Origin of the sequence: Candidatus Halobonum tyrrellensis G22 (genome assembly GCF_000495475.1) — an archaeon.
Classification (GTDB): Archaea; Halobacteriota; Halobacteria; order Halobacteriales; family Haloferacaceae; genus Halobonum; species Halobonum tyrrellense.
In genome coordinates this window covers 123,090-147,290 of record NZ_ASGZ01000005.1, presented here as the reverse complement: position 1 = coordinate 147,290, position 24,201 = coordinate 123,090, and the positions used below count along the sequence as shown (strand labels likewise).

Genomic DNA, 24,201 nt, shown 5'->3' with positions numbered 1-24,201 from the left:
ACGGTTTTCGGACAGCCAAAACGCGTCAGAGGCGTTCGGCGACGTGGTCGGACGCCTTCAGCGCGAGCGCCGCGATCGTGAGCGTGGGGTTCATCGCGCCGCCCGTGACGAACGCGGAGCTACCCACCACGGAGAGGTTCGCCAGGTCGTGCGTCCGGAGGGTCGGCGCGACGACGCTCTCGTCGGGGTCGGTCCCCATCCGGGTCGTCCCCATGTGGTGGAACGCCGGCCCCGTGTTCTCCGGCCCGACGGTCCAGTCGACGTCGGTGCCCATCTCCTCGAGGATCGACCGCTGGATCTCGTTCGCGCGTTCGATCGTCGCTCTCGTTCGCCGGTCGAGGCTCCACACCACGTCCGGGACGGGGTTGCCGTGGGCGTCGGTCCGGGACGGGTCGAGTCGGACCCGGTTCTCCGCGCGGGGGTACTGTTCGACCAACCCCCCGACCGCGATCCGGTTCCCGTACGCCCCGCGTATCTCCGCGAGCAGGTCGTCTCCGAACGTCTCCGCTCCCGTTGCGACGTCCGCGGGAGCCGGGCCGGCGTAGTTGAGGAACTCGAGTTTGATCGCTCCCCGGGCGCCGTCCGAACGGTCGTAGAACTGGTGGCTCTCGGTCGTGTTGAATCCGACGTGTTTCTGCCGGGTCGGCTCGTCGAGTGTGCCGCCGACGCCGGCGAACAGGTGGTCGGTGAAGTACCGCCCCACGAGCCCCGAGGAGTTGGCGAGGCCGTCGGGATAGCGCTCCGACTTCGAGAGCAGCAGGAGCCGCGGCGTCTCCACCCCGCCGGCCGCGACGACGAACTCCCGGGCCTCCTGGCGGTGTTCGGTCCCGTCGGGAGTCGCGTACACCGCGGCGGTGACTCGGTCGCCGGCGTCGTCGTGGACGAGTCGCTGAACCGGCGCGCGGTCGACCACGCGCGCGCCGTCGGCCTCCGCGCGGGCGACGTGACGGGTGGCGTCGTACTTCGCGCCGGAGGGACACACCGGCTTGCAGGTGCCGTAGCCGACGCACGCTCCCCCCTCGTCGGTCGGCTCCGAGTTGCGCGCGTTCGGCACCGAGTGGGTCGCGATCCCGAGTTCCTCGCACGCCTCGGCGAACAGCGAGTCGCTGTAGGAGGGCGGGAACGCCGGCAGCGGATGGGGGGTCTCTCGCGGCGGCGCGAACGGGTTGTCGGACGCGCCCGCCACCGACAGCTCCTCCTCTGCGGCCGCGTAGTACGGTCTGAGGTCGTCGTACGAGAGCGGCCAGTCGGTCGCCACCCCGAGCTCCGAGTCGAGCCGGAAGTCCTGCTCGTGGAGGCGCATCACCATGCCCTGCCAGTGGAGCGTGCTCCCGCCCACCCCCTTCACGCGCGCGGCGTTGAGCGGATACTCCCGCGCGCCGGTCGCGCTGTACGCGTCGCGTTCGCCGCCCATGTCCCACACCGGTTCGCGGTCGCCGGGCCGGAGGTGCCGTTCCATCCGTGCCTCGCGGTCCGCGGGGTCGAACCGAGGCCCGGCGTCGAGGACGACTACGTCGTACCCTGCCGACGCGAGTTCGGCGGCGACGAGCGCACCCGCGGGCCCGGCGCCGACGACGCAGGCGTCGACCCGGCCCGAGGGGGTTCGGTCGACCCCCCCGTTCACGAGTCCGGCCCCCGACGGTACGACCGTGTCCCGCCGGGGTGGCCGGGCGGGTTCTCCAGTCCGACGAGCCCCGCCCCCGTGGGCGTCGTGTAGAAGGCGTAGAGCAGTTCGTTCACGAGGTAGTATCGGATCCGCTCGCGCGCGACCCCGTCGGGGTCGGGGTCGGCGGTGTCGACCGTCATGTGACGGAGGATCTCCCCGCGTTCGACGGTCGGGAGTTCGGCGTACGGAACGTCGTGCCACTCCGAGACGTACTCGTCGAGACTCCCCACCGCCTCCGCGACCCCGGCGGCGTACTCCGCGTCGGCAGCGACCCGTTCGAGCGAGTACTCGCGGACGAACTCCCCGACGTTGCTCACCGACGACGGGTAGAGGACCTCGGCGAGTGCGACGAGCGTGTCGGCGTCGTGGTCGGAAACGTCCCCTCCATCGGTCGCCTGTCTCCGAGTACTGGAGCAGCCGGCTGTCGAACCTGCTCCGGTAGCGGCCAGCGCCGTGAGCAGGTCGCGACGGTCCAGTTCCATCGGCTGTACGCCGATTTGGCCGGCCTAAACAAGAGTGTTTGGTCTCCGAACCCGGCTGGGTACGTCGAGGAGTTCGTCGAATCGACCGGCTGGCATCCCGATCGAGTCGGGCCGTTCGGTGGGGCGTTGTGCGCGGGAATGGTTGTCCCACCGCCGCGGCCACTCGCGGCTCCCGGTGTAGTTCTCTCGATGGTGGATCTCGACGTCGCCGCTCGTGTACCACCGAGTGTCGTAGTACACCTCCTCACGGGCACTTCTTTTCACCGCTTCTCGGGGAATCAGCCGATCGGTAGGACGTACACGGTGATCGGTACGGAGGTACCTCCCTACTCACCAACCGAACCGTTGACGAGTTGCGGGATAATGACGCCGACGACGATAACGACAGCTATGTTCACCCACGTTGGCAGGTCCGTAAGAGCTGTCAGTACGTAGAGGAGGACGATGGCCACCACCCCGAACGCGACGATCACCTGATTTTCACGGGAGACCATAGCGTATCCGAAAGAAAAGAACGGTGATAAGGCTATTCATCGTACCATATTCAGGTGAATATTTCCTCCCTATATAGCAAAGTGATCGAGGGGAAGGATCCTCACTGCCGTTCTTCATTTGGTGGTAGATCGACTGATGGAACGGTATGAACATTGATCGGCCGATATATTCGTTGTTTCTCGAATTTCCCAAACGCCTCCGTGACTGGACGGACTTCTGTACTGTATTCACCGATCTTCGGCTTCAAATCGGAACGCTCGACGACGGCTACTCAGCGCGGTATCCCGGATCATATCTATTCTACTGAATACTCAAGATATCAAATATTTAGATTTAATTGATATATGGCTCGGTCACTCACCTGCCAGCCAGTAGCCGATCCCTCGAAACTCCCGGCCGCTATACGTTCGACTCCGTATAGTGACGGAGAGTTCACGAGTCACACGCCGGGTACAGAGACGATCTACTGCCAGTGTTCGACCGAGTGTACTGGCTCGATACTTACCGAGTGGCGTTCGAGCCGCACAGTAGAGACGGGGATGGATGCCGTCGGCGGAAATCACTACGTGTCCCGAAACGACCGGAGTACGATCCCGGTCGGTCGAGCCGGGATCGGGACGGGTGAGTCGACGGGGCGGCGCTCGGCGCGTAGGACTCCCGACCGGTGGCTTGCCGGCGGTGAAGCGATCAGGGCAGGGCCGGCGGGGGATCGACGGGGCTCACCCACCGTGGTCCGCCTCGCGGGCAGTCGAGAAGACGCTCCGCCTGCGTGCCGAGCGTCCTGGTCGAGCTACGTGTCTTCGGACGGGCAGAATACCACCCCGCGGGTCGATAGCTACGCGAGCGTTCGAGGAGTTCGAACGAGTAGGCTAGTCGGTGGCGAGGTCACACCCGGTGAGAGTAACTTCGAGTTCCCGTTCCAGCCCACAGGAGACTCAGCTATCGAACCGAGAACGTCGAACGCTCGTACGCCGAGCGAGTATCGTTACAGCCGTACTGGTGTAATCACTAGATGTGGACGGGCCGCTTTGAGAGACGAAGTCGACTAGGGTGGAAGGGCAGTCAGACGGTTCGGTACGTCTGTGTATCGATACCGTCCAGAAAATCCAGCCAAATATATAATATATAATCTCCCGATATATATACGTCGAGAGGGATAGACACCCGAGCCGCCGGCGAGGAGATCGTCGCTCAGGCCAGCCCGGGGATCGCGTGGAGGGCGGAGTAGAGCCCGAAGCTGACGACCCCTGCGCCGACCATCGACGCGACCCACGACCCGACCGTGTAGCCGGCTTTCCGCGCCGACACTCCATCCCCGGAGCCCCCAGCGGCGAGTCCGCTCCCGACGATACTCGCGATCATCACTTTGTTGAACGAGATCGGGATCCCGAACACGATCGCCGCCTGTGCGACGAGGAACGCCGGAACCAGCGCGGCGATCGACCGACGGGGACCGAGCGAGGCGTACTCGTTCGAGACCGCTTGAATCAGCCGCGGCGCCCGTATCCAGGCACCCGCGAGAATCCCGACCCCGCCGAGTGCGAGCAAGTAGATCGACGCGAGGTGGAGTTCGGACTCGAAGATCGCTTCCAACGGTCCGGTCGCCAAGCCGACCTGCGTCCCGCCGCTGGTGAACACGACGACGAGACCGAGCGCGATCAGGAACTGATCGATCCCGGCGGACTCGTCTCGTTCGAGCAGGAGGCGTGTCACCCCGAACGCCGCGAGCCCGACGGCGGCACTCACCAGCACCATGCCGACGGTGTACGAGCCGACGAGGTCGATCGAGAGTAGATGCGACGAGTGGGCGGCGAACGCGGCGATCGACCCCTGGCCCTCCGTCTCCGTCGGAATGACAGTCAACTGGATGTTTGCGAGCGCGTACCCGACCGTACCGGCGAGCAGTGGGACGCCGAGCGTCTCCGGAATCGAGTCGCTCCGGAGTCCCCGCGCGAGGCCGTACGCGAGCACCGCCTCGACGACCGGAATCGCGAACCAGAACCCCAAGATGACCAGATACTCGTGGGTCGCGAATCCGCCGCCGAGGGCGATGCCAGCACCGATCATCGCTCCGGTAACCGTGAACGCGGACGGGATCGGGTAGCCGTACGAGTTACCGACCGTGATGAGCGTCGCCGCGGTGAGAAGCGCCGTGGCGGCGGCGAGCGGCGTGATAGAGACGCCCGTGATGAGGTCTTTACCGATCGTCTCGGAGATGCTCCCTCCCTGTAGAATCGCTCCGAGGCCGGCGACGACGCCGACGAGCAGCGCCGCTCGAAGGACCGACAGTGCGTTCGCGCCGACGGCGGGAGCGACGGGAGCGGAGTTGCTATTCGCCCCGACGGTGAACGACATGAACAACGCGGCTACGAGTGCGATAGCGACGAGAAAAACGACGGCGGGCATACTACCGGCCCCCCCTCGGTCGACTCTCGCGAGCGGGATGTAGTGAGATTCGAACTCGGTTCGTGAACTTCATCCACGTACCCGTCGATATTCGATCCGGATGAATGGCACGATAGGAGGTATATCAACCGCTCTTCTGCCGATATTCGGCATAACCAACGACCAATTGACGAGCCGCCCGCTCGCTGGTTCATCAGATAGCTCTTCGGTCCTCGGCTCGGGGAGAGAGTAGGACGCAAGAACGTACAGTTGAGAGATAATCCTCAGTTACTGTCGTATATAATATCATAACTCCAGACCGGAAGTGGGGGTTCGACTACGGCGGACAGGTCCAGTTGGGATCACGGACGCTCACACTGTCCCGTACTAGTCCTGGGTAGAACACTCAGAAATGCTACAGGACGTTGTGATAGGATGACAAACACTCGGAGCGGAACTGCCGTACCACCTTTATACTTCAGCCACCGTGTACGCACGTGAGCTATCGTACAACCGCCGGCTGGTCGCTGATCACTTCAGGTGTTCTGACGCTCGCGCTTACGTACGCGCCGTATCCATCCTTCTACTGGGGAATCGGCTTCCTCATCGTCGGCGTGTTGCTGTTCGTCACCCGCCAGATCATCTAACTGGACTCCGACTCCCGGCTCTGGACAGACGAGACGTACCCCTCCCCGTACATTTCCAATGTGTCATATATCGCATTACTACTAGTTTAGCGATACGATGTGCTTCGGCCACCTGCTCCCGAAGACCCGTTCCTCGGTTCGTGCACCGAGGGTGGCAGTCTCGACTTCGGGACGACCGGTCGTCCCGAAGTTAAGTGAACTGTGACACGGCGTACGAGATCGGCACCTCCCCCTTATCGTACTACCCCTGCTACCGCGGAGGCAGAATCCGCTCCAATTGCGGAACGTGTTGATAATACACACGAAACCGTGGGTCGATCGTTCCGTGTGACGGGTTTTACAGTCGCTAGTACGTATCATCGTACTGAATATCGCTAGCGGCCCACTCGGGAGAGGATTCGTCGGACGGGCGTGGGTGACGCCGTCGGTTCGGGCGAACGGGACGGTACGATCGCCTGTGCGGTTCGGCGGAACACGTCGGGTGGAGGTGAGGTGCCCCCTAAACGGAAGTTATCCCGGCGGAACGGGGTTGTTACCGGCGTTTCGGGCCGGTACGGGTCGTTCACTCGACGCCACGGTTCGGCCGAAGAATTGCGGACGCCCCCGGGGGTAGGGAACAGATACGTATACTGATACGACTCGAAATAACTCAGTAACACAATACGACGAACGAGGGGGAGACGGAGCGGGATCGGACCTCCCGCTGCCGAGTGGCGGAACGGTGGACGGCGTCCTCCGGCTACTGGTCGCGGAGCCAGTTCTTCGTCATCGTGTTGAAGTCCACGCCGTCGAACCGGGAGACTGCCTCCAGCACGTCGAGTGCCATCGACGGCTCAACGCGGAGTTCGAACGTGTACGCCTCCCCGCCGACGGATCCCGAGGCGGACTTGCGCGCCCGGATGATGCTCAGCATGTCCAGTTCGACCAGGTGGTCCCGCATCCGTCGCTGGGCGAGTTGGTCGGCGTCGATGTCGTTCGTGAGCGACCTGTACACGTTGTACACCTTCCGCGTTCGCAGGTCGGGCTCGTTCGCCATCTCGAGGATCGTGACCGCGGCCAGCGCGAGGTGCCCCTGCGTGGTCAACTGCTCCATCCCCTCGATGATGAGTTCCCGCTCGGACTCGTCTTTGGCCTGCCGGACGTGTCTCCCCTCGACGGTGGCGCTGTCCTCGGATTCCGCGATCGCCGCGGCTTTGCGGAGGTACTTGATCGCCTGTCGCGCGCTCCCCTTGTCCTGGGCCGCGTACGCCGCACACATCGGGATCACGTCGTCGGAGATGACCGCGGAGTCGATTCCGACGAGCGAGCAGGCTGTTCGGTCGACGGAACGCGATTCGAACGCGGCGTCGAGCGAGTCGTTCTCGTCGCCGTCAAGGTCGACGGTAACCGTAAAGACCTCCCCCTCGGCGTCCTCGTACACGAGGTTCGTGTCGCGGAACGCCTTGCTGGCGCGCCGAGAGAGGATGTCCCGGAGGTCGTTGGCGTCGTAGGGCGCGAAGAAGATGGAGTCGTCGTAGAGGCTGTCCTTGGCGGCCGGGTCGAGGTTGTCCCGCCACTGGAGATCGTTGCTGATGCCGATGATCGACGGGTAGACGTCGTCGTTGACGTAGTCCTTATCGCGCGCCCGCGGGAGCGAGTAGAGGATCTTGTCGTCGGTTCCGAGGTTGTCGATCTCATCGAGGACGACGATGATCGTCCCGCCGACCTCGTTCATCGCCCGCCAGAGGTGGTCGAGCACCTTCTGCATCGAGTGGCCGTTCGGGTTGGTGTCACACAGTCGCTCGCACAGCCCGCACGCCAGCGTGTAACTCGACGAGATACCCTCACACGAGAAGTGGACGGCCGTGAGTTCGAGGTCCTCGGCGGCCGCGAACGACTCCAGTTCGCCCAGTTCCGCCTTTGCTGCGGCGGTCTTCCCCTGGCCCGCCTTCCCCGAGAGGAACGCGTTCTCCGCGCCGACCCCGCGCGCTGCCGGCTTGAGCGCCCGGCGGAGTTTGAGGATCTCCTCGCGCCGTTCGGGCAAGGTCGTCGGCGTGTGGTCCTCCTTGAGATACCCCTCCCCGCCCGCGGCGAAGACCTCGGAGGTGGTCGAGTACGGTGACCCCATTACCCGTGTTCGTGACCTCCACTCGTATAAACCCCCGTGTCCGGAATGTCCGGCTCGTCCGGCACGTCTTCTTCACCCCCCGGGACGTCCGTAATTCCGGGTATCTACCCGAACGGCGTGTCGGGCACCTCCCCACCCGGGGGCCCGGGGGCGTCCGCAATTATTCCCGAACCGAGGGTGGGGGCGAGACGAGTCCTCCCGGTCGGTTCCGTTCGAACTCGGGGAATCACCCCGGATTGCGGACACCGTACTAACTACTAACAAAACTGTTTCCACTAGTAGTAGTAAGGGTAGGAGTAGATCGATACGAGATGCAGAATTCTCATCTCACGCTGTAGAAATTTCGCGTCTTATATACCCCGAAACCACTCGCCTCTCACCCGTCGAACGCGGGTCGTGAGCCGACACAGGACAGTCGCACGGACGACACGATCGGTTCGGAACGGGCGTAAATCGGCTCGTTAGTCGCTCTACTCCGACCGTCTGCTGTTTCATCCCGCTGTCTCACGCGCTGGACATCCCCTACCCTCCCCCCACGTGATCGGCAGAATTGCGGACACACCCGGGGGGGCGGGTCACGGGGGTCCGACGGTGACCTACCCGCCGTCGTGACGGGCGAGTTACCCGGACGAGGGGAACCCGTCCGACGCACTTCCGGCAGTAGCCAGTCACACGAGAATACGCCACACGAGACTTCACCCACGTGATCGGCTACCACGGAATCGTGACGCACGATAGCGCGGTCGAGTTGCGGACATCCCCGGGGGCCCCCGGAACCGTCGGCAGTCGAGAGCACCCGTCGCGTCGCCGAGAGGGTCCGACGCGTCGCCGAGGGAGTTACTCCTCGGGCCGACCGACCGGGAGTTCGACTTCGAGGGTGTGGTCGCCGGGACCGAACGTCTCGCTCTCGTCGTCGACCAACTCCTGGTCGTCGGCCGTCTCGAAGGAGAACGCCCCGCCCGGGAGCGTGTACGAGACGAGCGAGAGGGTTGGCTCACAGCCGTCGGCGACCGTGACCGACACCGACGCCGTCCGGTCGTCCACCTGGATCGGGTCCGCGTCGACACAGCCGCGCGTCCCCGCGTCGAGGGAGTTGATCCACGTGTCCCGGGTCGTCACCCCGTCGGCGTTCCCGTGGGCGTACTGGATCAGCCGCCCCTGCCGACCGTAGAAGTCGTCCTCGCTCTCGCCGAGGACCTCGTTCGGTTCGCCGGCGACGAGGTCCACCTGGTACGGGAGCACCGCCGGCGGCGGGCCGACGGGACTCTCGTCGCCCGCGAGCGGGTTGACCGACAACTCCCTGAAGCGGAGGGCGCCGTCGCCGCCGAGATGCTGGAGTCCGAGGTAGCCCGACGAGTGGGCGCCGTCGGTGAGCCACGCCGTCGTGACCCCGTTGACCCAGACTCGGAGCGTCTCGCCGTTGGCCAGAACGCGCAGGTAGTTCCACTGGTCGGGGTGGAACGCCATCTCCGACACCGCTTCACCCGACGTGTCCTTCAGGTACTCTCCGGAGGCGGCGTCGGAGAGACTCCCGGTCATCCCGTCCGTCGGGTCGACGTCGACTCGATAGCCGTCGACTCGGCCCTCGCCGGGGTTCCGGAACAGGACTCCGCCCTCGGCGTCGGCGTCGACCCACGTCTCGAAGACGAAGTCGTCGTAGCGCTCCTCGGTACGGAGCGAGAACGACTCGCCGCCGCGCAGTTCGAGAACGTCGTCCGACACGCCGACGTCGCCCTCGCCCGCGAGACCCGTCCACCCTTCGGTACCCCGACCGTCGAACAGCGGCGTCCACTCGTCGGCGTCGAGTTCGTTGATCCGGACGTTTCGCCAGCGGACCGTGTACCCCTCCGCGTCGATGGCGTGGACCTGTAAGCCGAGGACGCCCATCGGGACCAGGTGCGGCACGTCGGCGTACTGGCCGAGGTCGAGGGTCTCGATCTCCCGACCGTTGATCCACGTCCGGATCGTGTCGCCCTCGACCCGGATCCGATAGTCGTTCCACCCGTCGTTGTCGAACGCGTCGGTTGGGGGACGCTCCTGGCTCAGCCACCCGGTGTCTAGCGACTCGCCGTAGACGTACCCCGACTCCGCGGGGGGGAACTGCTGGGTTCCCTCGCCCGACAGTTCGATCTCGACTTGCGGGCCGTGAACCTCCGGCTTCTCCCGACTCAGGTTGCTGCGAACCTGGACCCCGGAGTTCATCGCCTGGTCGAGGTGGACCTCCATCCGGACCTCGAAGTCGTCGAACACCTTGTAGTGGGTGAGGAAGCTGTTCGGGCTCTCCGGCACCGACGACCCGACGATGACGCCGTCCTCCGCGGAGTAGTTCGCCTGGCCGTTGACCTGGTGCCAGTACGAGTCCGCGAGCGACCCGCCGTCGAACAGCGAGACGAACTCCGACTCGTCCGCCACCTCTGCGCTGACCGCTCCGCCCTCGGGGTCGGCGCGTCCCGGGGTCGCTCGGCCGGACCCGGCGAACGCCGCTCCGAGTCCGAGGGTGCCGAGACCCGCGAGGACGCCCCGCCGGTTCAACGACCGCGTTCGACTGCCGGTTCTCCCGTCGTCCGCTCTCTGTCGGTCACTCATGGTTGGATCCACCGTCGCCGTTACCGCCATCGGCACCGCAACCGCCACCATCCCGCCAGCACCACCGTCCCGCCAATATCACCGCCCCGCCAACATCACCGTCCGCCCGCACCCCTGCCCGCCCGCACCCCTGCCCGCCCGCACCCCACCCGCCAGCACCACCGCCCCGCCAGCACCACCGCCCCGCCAACATCACCGCCCGCCCGCACCCCTGCCCGCCAACACCGTCACACCGCTGCTACCGCGGCCCTTCCGGGGAGCGACACCTAGCCTAGCACCGACCGCCGGTCGGCCCGAGACGTACCCGTTCGCCGTCCGTCCGCACCGTCCCGTCGACGGGACGGAGCGGGTAGTCGCCGCCGCGTCCCGCCGCCGGACTCCCGCGTCCGTCCGGTTCGAGGACACGACACACCGCCAACTACTCGGGCAAAGAATATAATAATTAATACAACAGTACGAACACGTAACCACGGGTGGGTCAGTTCTCCCGCCGACGGCGCGTATTCTTCACAAATGTTTACATAGAACTGGGTGCCAAGTAGGGACGGCATGACACGAGACACCGACGCCCGTGGCGACGGGACTGACGGCCGGACGACCGCCGTCGACCGACGGGCCGTCCTCCGGTCCGGACTCGTCCTCGCGACGGGCGGGTCGCTAGCCGGCTGTCTGACCGGCGACGACGACGGGGACGTAGCGACGACGGACGGCGGCGGGACGGACACGACGACCGAGGGAGACGGGACGGACACGACCGACGGCGAGTCGACGGAGACCGACGGGACGACGGGGTCCGCGAGCGACGAGACGGTCGACGTCGCCATCGTCTCCAGCCCCGCGGGGTTCGGCGACGGCGCGTTCAACGACCTCGCGCTCGAGGGACTCGAAACCGCCGCCGAGGAGTACGACGTCCGGATTCAGGAGGTCGAGGAGACCAACCAGTCCAACTACGGGACCGTCCAGTCGCGACTGGCCGAGAGCGGGAACCCCGACTACGACCTGATCGTGATGGTCGGGTACCAGCACACCCAGGCGCTGGAGAGCAACGCCGCCGACTACCCCGACCAGTACTGGATGCTGATCAACGACTACGTCGACCAGCCCAACGTCGCCGGCTACACGTGGGCGAACCACGAGATGTCCTACCAGGCGGGCGTCGTCGCCGGCACCATGACGAGCCGCGAGTTCAGCCACGAGGGCAACGCGACCGAGCCCGACTCGGCGACCGTCGGCTTCGTCGGCGGCGTCGACGGCGCGCTGATCAACGCGTTCGAGCGCGCGTACGTCGCGGGTGCGGAGTACGTCAACGAGGACGTCGACGTACGGGTCGGGTACATCGGCAACTACACCGACACCCAGACGGCGAACAACATCGCGAGCTCCCAGTACGACGCGGGCGCCGACATCGTCTATCAGGCCGCGGCGGCGGCCGGACAGGGCGTCTTCCAGGCGGCCCAGAACGCCGACCGGTTCGCCATCGGCGTCGACGCCGACCAGTCGACGACGCTCCCCGACTACCAGGACGTGATCATGGCGTCGGCGGTGAAGCTCATCAACGAGGGGACCCGGGAGGTGGCGCTCGCCGTCGCCGAGGACGACTGGTCGAGCGTCCAGGGCCAGAACGTCGTCGGCTTAGAGGAGGACGCGGTCAGCGTCGTCCTCGGGCAGGCCATCGGGCCGGAGCTACCGGACGAGGTGACGCAGAACCTCCAGGAGACCAAGGAGGCGATCATCGACGGCGAGATCACGGTCCCGTGTACCGCCTCCGGCTGTCAGGACTGACCCCGTGAGCGCACGCTGGTCCCCCGCGACGGGTGCGCGCCGATGAGTCCGCCGACCGAGACGAACGCGGACGCGGCGGAGACGAACGCGAACTCGTCCGAGACGAAGGCGAACTCGTCCGAGACGAACGCGGACGCACCCGGGGAGTCCGAGGGCGCGACAGACGCCGCCGAGTACGCGGTCGAACTCGACGGGATCACCAAGCGGTTCGGCGACGTGGTCGCCAACGACGGGGTCGACATGGCGGTCGAACGCGGCACGGTCCACGCGCTCGTCGGCGAGAACGGCGCGGGCAAGACGACCCTGATGAGCGTCCTCTACGGGCTGTACCGGCCCGACGAGGGCGAGGTCAGGATCGACGGCGACCCCGTCCGGTTCGGCTCCCCCCGCGACGCTATCGACGCCGGCGTCGGGATGATCCACCAGCACTTCCAGTTGGTCGACCCGATGACCGTCACCCAGAACGTCGTCCTCGGCCACGAGCCGACGGCGAGCGGCCTCGTGGACGAGGCGAGCGCCCGCGCTGACATCGAGTCGATCTGTTCGACGTACGGGTTCGACGTCGACCGCTACCTCGACACGCGCGTCGAGCAACTCGGCGTCGGCGTCCAACAGCGCGTCGAGATCATCAAGAGCCTCTACCGCGGCGCGGACGTGCTGATCTTGGACGAACCGACCGCCGTGTTGACGCCGAACGAGGTGACGGCGCTGTTCGACGTGATGAACCAGTTGACCGAACAGGGCCGCTCGCTCGTGTTCATCACGCACAAACTCGAAGAGGCCCTGGAGGTCGCAGACCGCGTGACCGTGCTCCGCGACGGGGCGGTGGTCGGGACCGTCGAGGCGGACGCGACCACGCGGGGCGAACTGGCGCGGATGATGGTCGGCCGCGACGTACTGTTCGAGCGCCGGCCGCGCGAGACGGCGCCCGGCCACCCGGCGCTCCGCGTCTCGGCGCTCCGGGTGCGCGACGACCGCGGGCTCGAACAGGTCCGCGGCGTCGACTTCACCGTCCGCGAGGGCGAGGTGTTCGGCGTCGCCGGCGTCGAGGGCAACGGCCAGTCGGAACTCGTCGAGGCGGTCACCGGGCTCCGTGCGGCCGAGTCCGGCGGCATCGAGTTCGACGGCGACGACATCGCCGGGCTGAGCCGGCGCGAGCGCATCGAGACGGGGGTCGCGTACGTCCCCGAGGACAGACAGGAACGCGGGATCGTCGGCGAGTACGACCTCGTGCGCAACGCCGCGCTGGGTAACCAGACGATCGAACCGTACGCGGACGGCTGGTTCCTCGACTGGGGCGCCATCCGCGAGCACGCCGACGCGATCATCGACGAGTACGACGTCCAACCCGCCGATAGCGAGGCCGAGGCGCGGTCGCTGTCGGGGGGGAACCAGCAGAAGTTCATCGTCGGGCGGGAACTCGAACGCGCGCCGCGGCTGCTCGTCGCCTCCCACCCGACCCGCGGGGTCGACATCGGGTCGATCGAGTTCATCCACGACCGCCTCCGCGAGATGCGCGACGCCGGGGTGGCGGTGCTGCTCGTCTCGTCGAAACTCGACGAGGTCCAACTGCTCTCGGACCGCACCGCGGTGATGTTCGAAGGGGAGTTCGTCGACGTGGTCGACCCCGACGACGTGACCGAGGAGCAACTCGGGCTGATGATGGCCGGCGAGACGTCCGGGTCCGGCGGGACCGAAGCGGAGTCGGACACCGAACCCGGGGCGGTCGAGACCGACGGGGAGGGCGAGCCGTGAGCGGCACCGCCGGCGGCGCGCGCGCGGCCCTCGACCGCGCGGCCGACCGGATGGTCGACGCGACGGCGGTCGAACGGTTCGTCATCGCGGTCGCGTCGACGGCGCTCGCGCTGGCGTTCGGGGCGGTCGTCGTGGCGGTGTCGGGGTACGACGCCGTCGAGTTCATGAGCGCGCTGCTGTACGGCGCGGTCGGCAACCTCCAGAACGTCGCGTTCACGCTCAGGCAGTCGACGATGCTCGTGCTCGCGGGCGTGGCCGTCGCCGTCGCGTTCCGCGCGGGCGTGTTCAACATCGGCGTGCAGGGGCAGTTCGTCGTCGGCGGGTTCGCCACGACGCTCACGATACTGTTTCTCGCGCCGCACCTCCCCCGCGGGACCGTCGGTGGCGTCCTCCTGATGCTGTTCGGGACCGTCGCGGCCGTGATCGCGGGCGGGGCGTACGCGGCGGTCCCGGGCGTGATGAAGGCGTACGCCGACGCGAACGAGGTCATCACGACGATCATGCTCAACTTCATCGCCAACGGCGTCGTCTTCTACCTCATCGACGGCAGCCTCCGCCCGCCGGGCACGTCGTCGCCGAACACGCCGTCGTTCCCCGACTACGTCGGGCTGCCGCCGTTCGCGTTCGGCAGCAGTTCCTTCTCGGTTATCGGTCTCGGCGTCGCGCTCCTCGCCGTCGCCGTCGTGTACGTCGTCGTGGCCCGGACGGGGTTCGGATACGACCTCGTCACGAGCGGCTACCAGGAGTCGGCGGCCGCCTACTCGGGGGTCGACCCGAAACGGATGGTCGTGGCGACGATGACGTTCTCGGGGATGATCGCGGGGGTCTGCGGCGCGCTGTTCGCGATCATGATCCTCGGCTACTACACCGACCCGGCGACGTTCCCCCGGTTCGGCTTCGACGCCATCGCGGTCAGCCTGCTCGCGGCGAACAACCCGCTCGGCGTCGTACCGGCGGGGCTGCTGTTCGGCGGACTCGACGCCGGCGGGCAGTACATCGGCTTCACGCTCGACGTGCCCGCCGAGTTGATCGACGGCATCGTCGGCATCGTCGTCCTGTTCGTCGCGACGCCGGAACTGTTCAGGATAGCCGGCCGGTTCGGCGGTCTCGGGGGTGGTCGCGAGTGAGCGCGAGTTCGAGCGCCGCCGACTACGCCCGGCGGAACCCGCTCACCGTCGGCGGCGCCGCGCTCCTCGTCGTCGTCGCCGCGGCGTTCGTCGTCGCGTTCGACGTTCCGCTCGCGGACCTCCTGACCGTCGGGACGCTCCAGCGGTCGCTACGGGCCGCGATGCCGATCGCGCTCGCGGCCGTCGGCGGCCTCTACGCCGAGAAGAGCGGCGTGTTCAACATCGGGCTGGAGGGGTTCATGATCTTCGGCGCGCTCACGGGCGCGGCGGGCGCGTGGCTCGCCTCCGGCGGCGACTCGGTGGGACAGGCCGACCTCTGGGTCGGCATCCTCGCCGCGGTGGTCGTCTGCACGCTGTTGACCGTCGGGTTCGCCGTCCTGACGGTCACGTTCGAGGCCGACCAGATCGTCGCCGGACTCGCCGTCTGGTTCCTCGGACTCGGCTTCGGGCCGTTCACGGCGACGGTGATCTGGGGCGGCGTCTCCAGTCCGTCGTTGCCGAACGTCGACGACGTGACCGTTCCCCTGCTCGCGGACCTGCCGGTCGTCGGAGAACTCCTCTTCGACACGTCGCCGCTGCTGTGGATCACGGTGCTCGTCGTCGTCGTCGCGTGGGTCGTCCTCTACCGGACCCGCTACGGCTACTGGGTGCAGGCGGCGGGCGAGAACCCCGAGGCACTCGACACCGCGGGCGTCGACGTGAACCGCGTCCGGTACGCCGCCGTGGTCGTGTCGGGAGCGCTCGCGGGTCTCGGCGGCGCGGTGCTGTCGGTCGGCATCGGGAGCGGCTTCACGGGTACGGGTGTGACGATGGTCGACGGCCGCGGGTGGATCGCGATCGTGGCGTACCTGTTCGGCAACTACAACCCGCTGGGCGCGTTCGGCGCCTCGCTGCTGTTCGGCGCGATGGACATGCTCCAGATCCAGTTCCAGACGATCGGCGTCTCGCTGCCCGGGAGCATCGTCGGCCTGTTCCCGTACGTCGCCGTCCTCGTCGTGTTGACGCTCGTCGGCTACACGCGCGTCCCCGCGGCGGTCGGGGAGCCGTACGACACCGAGCAGTGACCCCCGATCTCGGCCGCCTCGTCTCCGGTGTCACCGCTCGGTCGACCCGCAGTTCCGGCCGACCTACACTTCCGGTCGAACCCGTCGCGTTCACTCGTGAGGGGCGGCGCTCGCTCGATGGTACACTCCTGAGATGAAGTCGGCGTACTCGAACGCCGGCGTGCTCGAACGTCGGCTACTGACCCGGTCGATCCCGGTGGGATCGTCGGCGGATTCGAGCGGATCGGAGTCGACGGCTCGACGAAGCGGTAGGAGGTCGGCTCGTCCCCTCCGTCCGGCGACGGTCCCGGTGGGCGACGGTACCGGCTCGGAGCTCCCGACGTACCCTATTCGGGATTGGACGGGTTCGTACGACGAGTGGTCCGCACGCGAGTCGGGAGTGAGACGGCTACGCGAGCACGCGACCGGGGGCACCCCGGATAGGGGGACTGTAAAAACGGTACGACCATGCATTGATAACCCGTGCGGTAGTCGGTGACGACGTAGATGAGTGCGATCCGAACCGAGGGGCTCAGCAAGTACTACGGCGAGACGCGGGGTATCGACGACCTCACGTTCGCCGTCGACGACGGCGAGGTGTTCGGCTTCCTCGGGCCGAACGGCGCCGGGAAGACGACGGCGATCCGGACGCTCCTCGGGTTCCAGTCGCCGACCGCGGGCACCGCCGAGGTACTCGGCGCCGACGTCACCGACGAGCGGGAACTGATCGAGGCGCGCCGGGACGTGGGCTACCTCCCCGCGGAACCCGTCTTCGACGAGGACACGACGGGCGAGCGAGCGCTCGACTACTACGGCGCCCTGCGGGGGGACGAACGGAGCGACCACCTGCTCGACCTGTTCGACCCGCCGCTCGACCGGAAGATCGGCGGCTACTCCCGGGGGAACAAGCAGATGCTCGCGATCGTGGTCGCGTTCATGCACGACCCGGCCCTGTTGGTCATGGACGAGCCGACGAGCGGGCTGGACCCGCTCAAACAGGAGCGGTTCCTCGAGTTCCTCGTCGACGAACGCGACCGCGGGAAGACCGTCTTCTTCTCGTCGCACGTCCTGAGCGAGGTTCAGAAGGTCTGCGAGCGGGTCGGCATCATCCGCAACGGGCGCCTGGTCGAACTGGAGGACGTCGAGACCCTGCTGGCTCGCTCGGGGAAGATCGTCAGGGTCCGGACGGCCGACCGCGTCACCGTCGAGGAGTTCTCCCTGTCCGGCGTACACGACCTGAGCGTCGACGCCGACCGGACCGGGGTCGGACGCTCCGACGGCGACCGCGCCGGCACCGTGCTCTCGTTCGCGTTTACGGGCGAGTACAACGCGCTGCTCGCCCAGTTGAACCGGTACGACGTCGTCGACGTCGAGATCGAGGAGGCACCGTTGGAGGAGGTGTTCCTGCGCTTCTACGGCGACCCGGCGTCACCGACCGACGCCGAACACGAGGGGTCCGATGCGTGAGATCGTCCGGTACGAGACCGAGCGCCGCCTCCCGGCCGCGATCGCGGTCTCAGCGGGTCTGTCGGCGTTCGCGGGGCTGTTCTTCGCGATCGGGCCGTCGATCGTCGACGAGGTGGACCTGGCGGCGTACGCCGAGGCGTTCCCGCCCGCGTTCCAGTCCGCGTTCGGCATCGACGCGATCGGGTCGCTCGAGGGGTTGTTCGCGACCGAACTCTACCAGTTCGGCTGGATCCTCCTGTTGGGTCTCTACTTCGCGTACAGCGCCGGAGCGCTCGTCGCGGGGAACGTCGAGCACGGTCGACTCGACCTGCTGTTGGCGAGTCCCGTCTCGCGGACGTCGGTCCTCCTCGGGAAGTTCCTCTCGCTGCTGGCGCCGATGCTGCTCGTGAACGTCGTCGTCGGGTCGGTCGTCTACGTCGGGTCGGCTCTCGTCGACGAACCGTTCGCGTTCGCCGACGTCGCGATGGCGCATCTCCTGTCGGTGCCGTACCTGCTGGTGTGTGCTGGGTTGGGACTGTTCGTCTCCGTCCTCGTCAGTTCGGGTAGCCTGGCCCAACGCGGCGGGATCGGCCTCGTCTTCGGGCTGTTCATGGTCGAGTCCGTCGTCACGGACACCGACTTCGAGTGGCTCGGGGCGCTCAGCCCGACGCGGTACTACGACCCGACGGAGATCCTGGTCGAGGGAACGTACGACCTCGCGGGAGGGGTGATCCTCCTCGAGGCCGCGATACTGCTGGTGATCGCCAGCGCGCTTCGATTCCAACGGAGGGACATATGACAGACGGCCACGAAGCCGACGCGACGCATCGACCGAGACCCACCCCCGGACGGCCCGACCGGGCGGCCGACTCCGTGATACCGCGGGGGCGCTCCCGATGACGACCCGAACGGTCGCCGCGTGTCTGCTCGTCGTCCTCCTGGTCGTGCCGGTCGGCGCACTCGCGGTCAGGGGCGACGTCGAACTGTCGGCGACGCTCCCGGACGGGCGGGTGGTACCGGGGGAGACGACCGAACTGCGGGTCCAGATCGCGAACACGGCATCGATCGAGGGGACCGGAGCGAACCCCCAGAACGCACAGCGGGTGACGACGGCTCGGAGCGTCCGGGCGCGACTCGAAGCCGACGGCGCACCCCTCACGGTCGAGACGGGACGGGTATCGCTCGGGTCGATCCCGGACGGCGGGGTCGGCGCGATGGGGGTGACCGTCAGCGTCGACGACGACGCGGAACCCGGAACGTACCGGCTCCCGGTCTCGGTCCGATACGAACACACCGACCGTATCGACGAGTACTCCGGCGTCCACGACGACGGCCCGGTTCGAGACACGCTGTACGTCTCGGTCCGAGTCGAGCCCGAACCCCGCTTCCGTCTCGTCGGCGCGGAGACGGACGCCCCGGTCGGCGGGTCCGGCAACGTCACGCTGACGCTCCGAAACGTCGGCTCCGAGACCGCGCGCGACGCCCACGTGACCGTCGAGTCGCGGTCGTCTGCGGTCCACGTCGGGTCGGCGGGGTCGGAGTCGCGGTTCGTCGGGTCGTGGCCGGTCGGCGGGAACCGGACGGTCGCGGTTCCCGCGACCGTCGACGCGGACGCGCGACGGCAGAACCACACGCTCGTGACGCGGGTGGAGTACGGCGACGGCGCGACGACGAGCCAGTCCCAGTCCCAGTCTCGGTCCGCCCCTCTGATAACGGGCGTCGTTCCGTCGCCCGAACAGCGGTTCCGGGTGGAAGCCGCCGCCGACTCGCTGTACGTCGGCGAGCGGGGACGCGTGACCGTCACGGTCGTCAACACCGGGCCGGAGACGGCGCGGGACGCGGTCGTTCGACTCGATGCGGCGGAGGAGGCGGTCGTCCCCCTCCGCTCGGAGTACGCGGTCGGAACGCTCGAACCGGGTGCGTCTGCGCGCGCCGAGTTCCCGATACGGGTCACCGACCGGGCGGAGGCCGGCCCCCACCAGTTCGACGTCCGCTTCGAGTACCGGACTCGCGGGGGGGAGACGCGCGCGAGCGACCCCGATCCGGTCCGCGTGCGCGTCGAACCCGACCGCGACCGCTTCCGGCTCGAACTCCGGAACGACACGCTCGCGCCCGACGAGTCGGGTCGGGTCGTCGTCGACGTGACGAACGCCGGCGAGACGACGCGGCGGAACGTCACCGTCTCGCTCGCGCCCGCGCCCCCGTTCACGAGCGCCGCGCCCGAGGCGTACGTCCCGGAGTTGGCTCCCGGCGAGTCCCGGCCCGTCGCGTTCGAACTGACGGTGGACGAGGACGCCGTCGAGAGCACCCACGCGCTCGGGGTGAACGTCACGTCGGAGTCGGCCGACGGCGGCGCTTCGACGCGCGAGTCCTACCGGCTGCTGGTCCGGGTCGTCGAGGACCCCGAGTCGACGGGGACGACCGCGCTGGTCGCGATCGGGGGGCTCGGTCTCGCCATCGCGGCGGGACTCGGGTACTGGTGGTACCGCCGCCGGTGACTCCTCCGTTCGGGGTCGCTCCGAACCGCGCGTCGGGGACGTTCGACGTGGACCGGTGGAACTCCGCGACGGGGGGACAGTCGCCGGCGTGGTCCGGCGGCCGTCGAACGCCTGCCGCTCGCGGGTCGACGAGAACCGGCCGTCGCTGAACTCGTGTTCGTTCCACTGCCCGCCGCGACGCCCTGTCGTGGTCGGTCGTGTTCACGACCCCGACCATCACGAGCTTCGAGAGGTGATTGAACGTGCCTCGCTCCGTCAACGGGTCACGCTCTCGCTCGGCTCCGTAGGCGCGGACCACCCACACGTACGTGTCGTGAGTGGTCCGTGTGCGCGCCGGCGTGAGTCGAGCGTCGTCCAGGTGAGCGAGTGTTTTCAGGATGTAGCGCTTCTCGTCGCTCTGGTCGACGATGGACTGGACGATGGTGCCGTACTCCAGGTCCTTGTCGGCGTGTGGTGGATGTGTGCCCCGCCTGTCTTCCCCGAGCCGTTCTCCTCGGCGATCCGGAGTGGGGTTGGACGGGCGGCGACGTACGTGGAGGGGACTGGGAAGACACGATCCGGTGGCGAGCCGCCCGAGTCGAGACCCGTGTACTCGATACGTGGACGACAGCGGTGTCCGAGCACTCGTGGTCGGTCCCCCTATTCCCCCATCTCGAACTCGAACCGTGCTCCACCGTCTGTCCCCTCGGTCAGAGACAGTTCCCAGCCGTGGGCTTCCACGATTCGTTTTACGATGGTCAGCCCGAAGCCGGTGCCGCCGCGCGCCGACGAGTGCCCCGGTTCGAACACCGCTTCCCGCTCGTCCGCCGGGATTCCCGGTCCGTCGTCCTCGACGTAGATCCCTCGTTCGTCGTGACATCCGACACGGACGGTCACGTCGGACCCGCCGTGTTCGACCGCGTTCCGGAACAGGTTCTCGAAGACGTGCCGTAATCGGTCGGGGTCGCCTTGGAAGCTCATCTCGTCGACGACTTCGATCGTCGCCTCGCCGGTGTCTACTGTCGCCCAGCAGTTCCCGACGAGGTCAGTCAAACTGATCGACTCCGTTTCGCTTATCATGTCGCCCTGGCGAGCGAGCGTCAACGTGTCCTCGACGATCGCTCCCATCCGGTCGAGCGCTCGCACGAGCGGCTCGAGGTGTTCGCTCTCTGTTTGCTCGGCGAGGAGTGCCGCACGGCCCTGTGCGACGTTGAGCGGGTTGCGCAAGTCGTGTGAGATGACACTCGCGAACTCGTCGAGGCGCTCGTTCTGCTGACGTAACCGTCGCTCCTGTTCGACACGTTCAGTCACGTTCCGGGTGATCCCGACGAGGCGAGTTATCTCACCGCCGCTGACGACCGGCGCTAGCTTGGTCTCCCAGATCCAGGCGTCCTCTCTGACCCACAACTCCTCTTGATACGAAATCGGTTCACCGGCGTTGAGACAGCGGTGGTAGTTCGCGTCGAGTTCGGCGCCCTCCTCGTCGCCGAACACGTCTCGCGGTGTCCGTCCCCGCACTTCTTCGGTCGTGATGCCGGTCTGTCGCTCGTAGGACGGACTGAGCCGTTCGAACTCGAATCTGGCGTCGTCGTCCACCCCTTCGACGTCGATGAGAAAGATCGCGTCCTCCACGTTGTTCAAAAGGGCTTCGTACTCCTCGGCGAGTCTGCGCGTTTCGACCTCGTACTCCTTTCGCTCGGTGACGTCTCGACTGCTCAGGAGGATCCCGTCGACGATGTCGTCGTCGAGTCGATTCCGCATCGTGGCCTCGAGCCAGTACCACGACCCGTCAGCGTGCCGGAACCGGACGGCGACAGTCTCGGATTCGGAGGGGTTCGAGAGGACGGCCTCCACCGCCTCGGCGTTTCGGTGTCGGTCGTCGGGGTGGACGAACTCGTATCCCTCCTGGCCAATCAACTCCTCGGGGTCGTAGCCAAGAACGCGCGTGACGGCCGGGCTAACGTAGGTTATCGTCCCGTCGGCGTCGATGACCGTTACAAGATCGTTGACTCCCTCGACGAGCGTCCGATACCAGTCAGCTCCCCTTTTATCATCCCTCTCGGGAGTCCCACTGTCTTCCATTGACTCTGGTATGCACAGTGTATACAAAAATGCCCCCAAGCCCCGATAACGGGTGTCGAATCGACCCACGCGGGACGGTCCGAACACCGACGCGGGGAGGCGACATCGTCCGTGTATCGCGACGACCCCGAGTTCTTCGCCCTGTCGAGTTCGGCGTCCGAGTGGTTTCGACTCGTGAACATCGCCAAACGGTCTTTCGGGAGATAGCTCACCGACCACACGCTGACTGACCAGTGTGTACGTACCACCCTCGTACGACCGAAGTCGCACGAGGGTCGGTGTCCGATATCCGGCCCGTCTCGCAGACTTAGTTCAAGCCCGCGGACCTGGCTCGGAGACGGCCGGCACGAGTCGGTTGAAAGCGTGTCCTTAGACGTCGCCACATTCGGCTATACCGTCGACAGTACACCGAGTTAGCCCGTGTGGAGAGCGATCCGAAGCGGGTTCCACTCGTCGACTCGCCCGAATCGACGCAGCACGATCTACCCCCCTACTGGCGTCTCATCCCCCTTGGTGTAAACGTGGTATATCGCGTCATGGGATTTACGAGGTGTGCGTTCGGTTGTGATTCGGTGGTCGGACAGTCCGTGTCGGTGAGAGCGCGAATCGGCTCCGTACCGCGGACCCCAAACGACCCCTCGCCCGGAGAGCGGTCTGTTGGTGCGTCGAAAAGCCGACAGCACCCGTGAGGCCGAGCGAATGGTTCGGTCGGCCCCGGTCGAACGTTCCGCCGGTGGGGAGGCTTCTCCGTCGAGGGACGCGGAGGGGGTTGTGTTCGTGGTCACCGTCGACTCGCTATCGTCTCAGCACACCGGCCCAATATATTTGTCCTCTTTGAGAGCAAAGATGTCTGACGCAGGTTTACATGAAAAGAAGAGTACTGCGTCAAATAGAGAGATGACAGTCAAGATAGCTTCGACGAACCAGAAGGGCGGCGTCGGGAAGTCGTCGAACTCGGTGAACCTCGCGGGGGCGTTCGCGTCCAGAGGCTACGACGTCCTGTTGGTGGATGCCGACCCCCAGGGGTACAGCACTCGGACGCTCGGGTTCACCGACCAGTACAACACCCAGTCGCCGAACCTCGCGGATGCGTTCAACGAACCGACGGAGTACGACCTCGCCGACATCATCCTGCGACACGCCGAGTTCGATATCCTCCCCTCGAACGTGGCGATGTTCTCGCTGCAACAGGACCTGATCGCCGCCGGCTGGAAGCCGCGCGAACGGCTCTCGATGCTGTTCGAACAGTTCGAGGGGGAGTACGACTACATCGTCGTCGACGCCCCGCCGTCGCTCGGCGTCATCAACGACAACGTCCTGCTGGCCTGCCAGAACATGGTGATCCCGGTCGAACCGATGGACTCCAGCATCCACGCGCTCGACATCCTCCTCAACCAGATCGAGACCCTAGAGGAGCGATACGGCGTCGAAATCGAACAGTCCGCGGTCGTGATCTCGAACGTTCACTACCCCCTCGACAACGACCAGAAGGAGAACATCCAGTTCTTCCACGACACCTTCGACGGCCGCTGTCCCGTCCACGAGATCCGACACCGAGCGGCTATCAAGCGCAGCCTCAGCGCCGGCGGCTCCATCTTCGGCGAAGACGCCGAGGAGACCGACATGACCGAGAACTACCTGCGACTCGCCACCGATCTCGAGGAACCAGCCGAGGTGACGCCCTGATGGCGAACGAAACCGGCGACTCCGTCAAAGACCGGTTCGCGAAACGGTTCGAAGACGAGACGGAGCAGAGCGCCGAACGGGAGACGACCGAGAACCGAGATCAGAGTTCAAAGACGGAAAACACTTCAAAGACGGATCGGACGGAGATCAGCCCGAAGAACGATTGGACCAACCACTCGGTGTACCTGAGCGACGACCTGGCCTCGTCGCTGAGTCGAAGCTACAAGCGTCTCGACTTGGATCTCGACGAGGAGTACGGGCTGTCGATCAAGAAGACGCGCCACTACTACCCCCTGATCGTCGAACTCGGCTTAGAACAGTTGGACGACTTAGATAGCAAAGAGGTCAAAGATAGATTGGAGCGGTTAGAAGACTGAACTAGATTTTACCGCACTGCGGGCCGCCCGGGGGGAGGCAAGCGATGCCGGTCCCCGT

The 24,201-nt window shown here is 66.5% G+C and carries 17 protein-coding genes and 1 pseudogene; 10 read left to right on the top strand and 8 right to left on the bottom strand.

The window, feature by feature from the left end; all coding sequences use genetic code 11:
• Positions 1 to 25: 25 nt before the first annotated feature.
• From K933_RS02375 to K933_RS02365, 4 genes are all read right to left on the bottom strand, one after another.
• Entirely contained in the window at positions 26 to 1,624 is a 1,599-nt protein-coding gene (locus K933_RS02375) for a GMC family oxidoreductase (protein WP_023393079.1), read from the bottom strand.
• Positions 1,621 to 2,148 (bottom strand): gluconate 2-dehydrogenase subunit 3 family protein, encoded by a 528-nt coding sequence (locus K933_RS02370; RefSeq protein WP_023393078.1) that lies wholly within the window; start codon positions 2,146 to 2,148, stop codon positions 1,621 to 1,623. The genes K933_RS02375 and K933_RS02370 overlap by 4 nt, the downstream gene beginning before the upstream one ends.
• A gap of 326 nt (positions 2,149 to 2,474) precedes the next feature.
• Positions 2,475 to 2,642, bottom strand: coding sequence for a hypothetical protein (locus tag K933_RS18230; RefSeq protein WP_161631397.1), 168 nt, complete (start codon positions 2,640 to 2,642; stop codon positions 2,475 to 2,477).
• A 1,192-nt stretch (positions 2,643 to 3,834) separates the two neighbouring features.
• Entirely contained in the window at positions 3,835 to 5,049 is a 1,215-nt protein-coding gene (locus K933_RS02365) for an inorganic phosphate transporter (RefSeq protein WP_023393077.1), read from the bottom strand.
• 476 nt (positions 5,050 to 5,525) lie between these two features.
• Here K933_RS02365 and K933_RS18545 point away from each other — a divergent pair, with 476 nt between their 5' ends.
• Positions 5,526 to 5,675: a hypothetical protein gene (locus K933_RS18545; protein WP_023393076.1), complete on the top strand. Its 150-nt coding sequence runs from the start codon at positions 5,526 to 5,528 to the stop codon at positions 5,673 to 5,675.
• Between the two features lie 739 nt (positions 5,676 to 6,414).
• Here K933_RS18545 and K933_RS02360 read toward each other — a convergent pair.
• Entirely contained in the window at positions 6,415 to 7,782 is a 1,368-nt protein-coding gene (locus tag K933_RS02360; protein ID WP_023393075.1) for a Cdc6/Cdc18 family protein, read from the bottom strand.
• A gap of 837 nt (positions 7,783 to 8,619) precedes the next feature.
• The gene (locus K933_RS02355) at positions 8,620 to 10,368 is read right to left on the bottom strand and encodes a 3-keto-disaccharide hydrolase (protein ID WP_023393074.1); all 1,749 of its coding nucleotides are present in this window, start codon (positions 10,366 to 10,368) and stop codon (positions 8,620 to 8,622) included.
• Between the two features lie 549 nt (positions 10,369 to 10,917).
• Between K933_RS02355 and K933_RS02350 the strand changes: the two genes are divergently transcribed.
• The 7 genes from K933_RS02350 to K933_RS02320 all read left to right on the top strand — a co-directional run bounded on the left by K933_RS02350 (position 10,918) and on the right by K933_RS02320 (position 20,019).
• A complete protein-coding gene (locus K933_RS02350; protein WP_023393073.1) occupies positions 10,918 to 12,150 on the top strand; it encodes a BMP family lipoprotein in 1,233 nt (410 codons plus the stop codon).
• A 42-nt stretch (positions 12,151 to 12,192) separates the two neighbouring features.
• Positions 12,193 to 13,905, top strand: a complete 1,713-nt coding sequence (locus K933_RS02345) for an ABC transporter ATP-binding protein (protein WP_023393072.1) — start codon at positions 12,193 to 12,195, stop codon at positions 13,903 to 13,905.
• Complete coding sequence (locus K933_RS02340) at positions 13,902 to 15,032, top strand: ABC transporter permease (RefSeq protein ID WP_023393071.1); 1,131 nt, start codon at positions 13,902 to 13,904, stop codon at positions 15,030 to 15,032. The genes K933_RS02345 and K933_RS02340 overlap by 4 nt, the downstream gene beginning before the upstream one ends.
• Complete coding sequence (locus tag K933_RS02335) at positions 15,029 to 16,096, top strand: ABC transporter permease (protein WP_023393070.1); 1,068 nt, start codon at positions 15,029 to 15,031, stop codon at positions 16,094 to 16,096. The genes K933_RS02340 and K933_RS02335 overlap by 4 nt, the downstream gene beginning before the upstream one ends.
• Before the next feature lie 486 nt (positions 16,097 to 16,582).
• A complete protein-coding gene (locus K933_RS02330) occupies positions 16,583 to 17,542 on the top strand; it encodes an ABC transporter ATP-binding protein (RefSeq protein ID WP_023393069.1) in 960 nt (319 codons plus the stop codon).
• Positions 17,535 to 18,320: an ABC transporter permease gene (locus K933_RS02325; RefSeq protein ID WP_023393068.1), complete on the top strand. Its 786-nt coding sequence runs from the start codon at positions 17,535 to 17,537 to the stop codon at positions 18,318 to 18,320. The genes K933_RS02330 and K933_RS02325 overlap by 8 nt, the downstream gene beginning before the upstream one ends.
• 97 nt (positions 18,321 to 18,417) lie before the next feature.
• The gene (locus K933_RS02320) at positions 18,418 to 20,019 is read left to right on the top strand and encodes a COG1361 S-layer family protein (protein WP_023393067.1); all 1,602 of its coding nucleotides are present in this window, start codon (positions 18,418 to 18,420) and stop codon (positions 20,017 to 20,019) included.
• 208 nt (positions 20,020 to 20,227) lie between these two features.
• Here the strand turns inward: K933_RS02320 and K933_RS19455 are convergent.
• A pseudogene (locus K933_RS19455) lies at positions 20,228 to 20,377 on the bottom strand (Cdc6/Cdc18 family protein); the annotation flags it as partial.
• Between the two features lie 281 nt (positions 20,378 to 20,658).
• On the bottom strand, positions 20,659 to 22,080 hold the full coding sequence (locus K933_RS02315; RefSeq protein ID WP_049947510.1) for a PAS domain S-box protein: 1,422 nt from the start codon (positions 22,078 to 22,080) through the stop codon (positions 20,659 to 20,661).
• A gap of 897 nt (positions 22,081 to 22,977) precedes the next feature.
• On the opposite strand from K933_RS02315, the gene K933_RS02310 reads away from it, so the two are divergent.
• The gene (locus tag K933_RS02310) at positions 22,978 to 23,766 is read left to right on the top strand and encodes a ParA family protein (RefSeq protein ID WP_023393065.1); all 789 of its coding nucleotides are present in this window, start codon (positions 22,978 to 22,980) and stop codon (positions 23,764 to 23,766) included.
• Complete coding sequence (locus tag K933_RS02305) at positions 23,766 to 24,143, top strand: hypothetical protein (RefSeq protein WP_023393064.1); 378 nt, start codon at positions 23,766 to 23,768, stop codon at positions 24,141 to 24,143. Before K933_RS02310 ends, K933_RS02305 begins: the two co-directional genes overlap by 1 nt.
• The last annotated feature ends 58 nt before the right edge of the window (positions 24,144 to 24,201 follow it).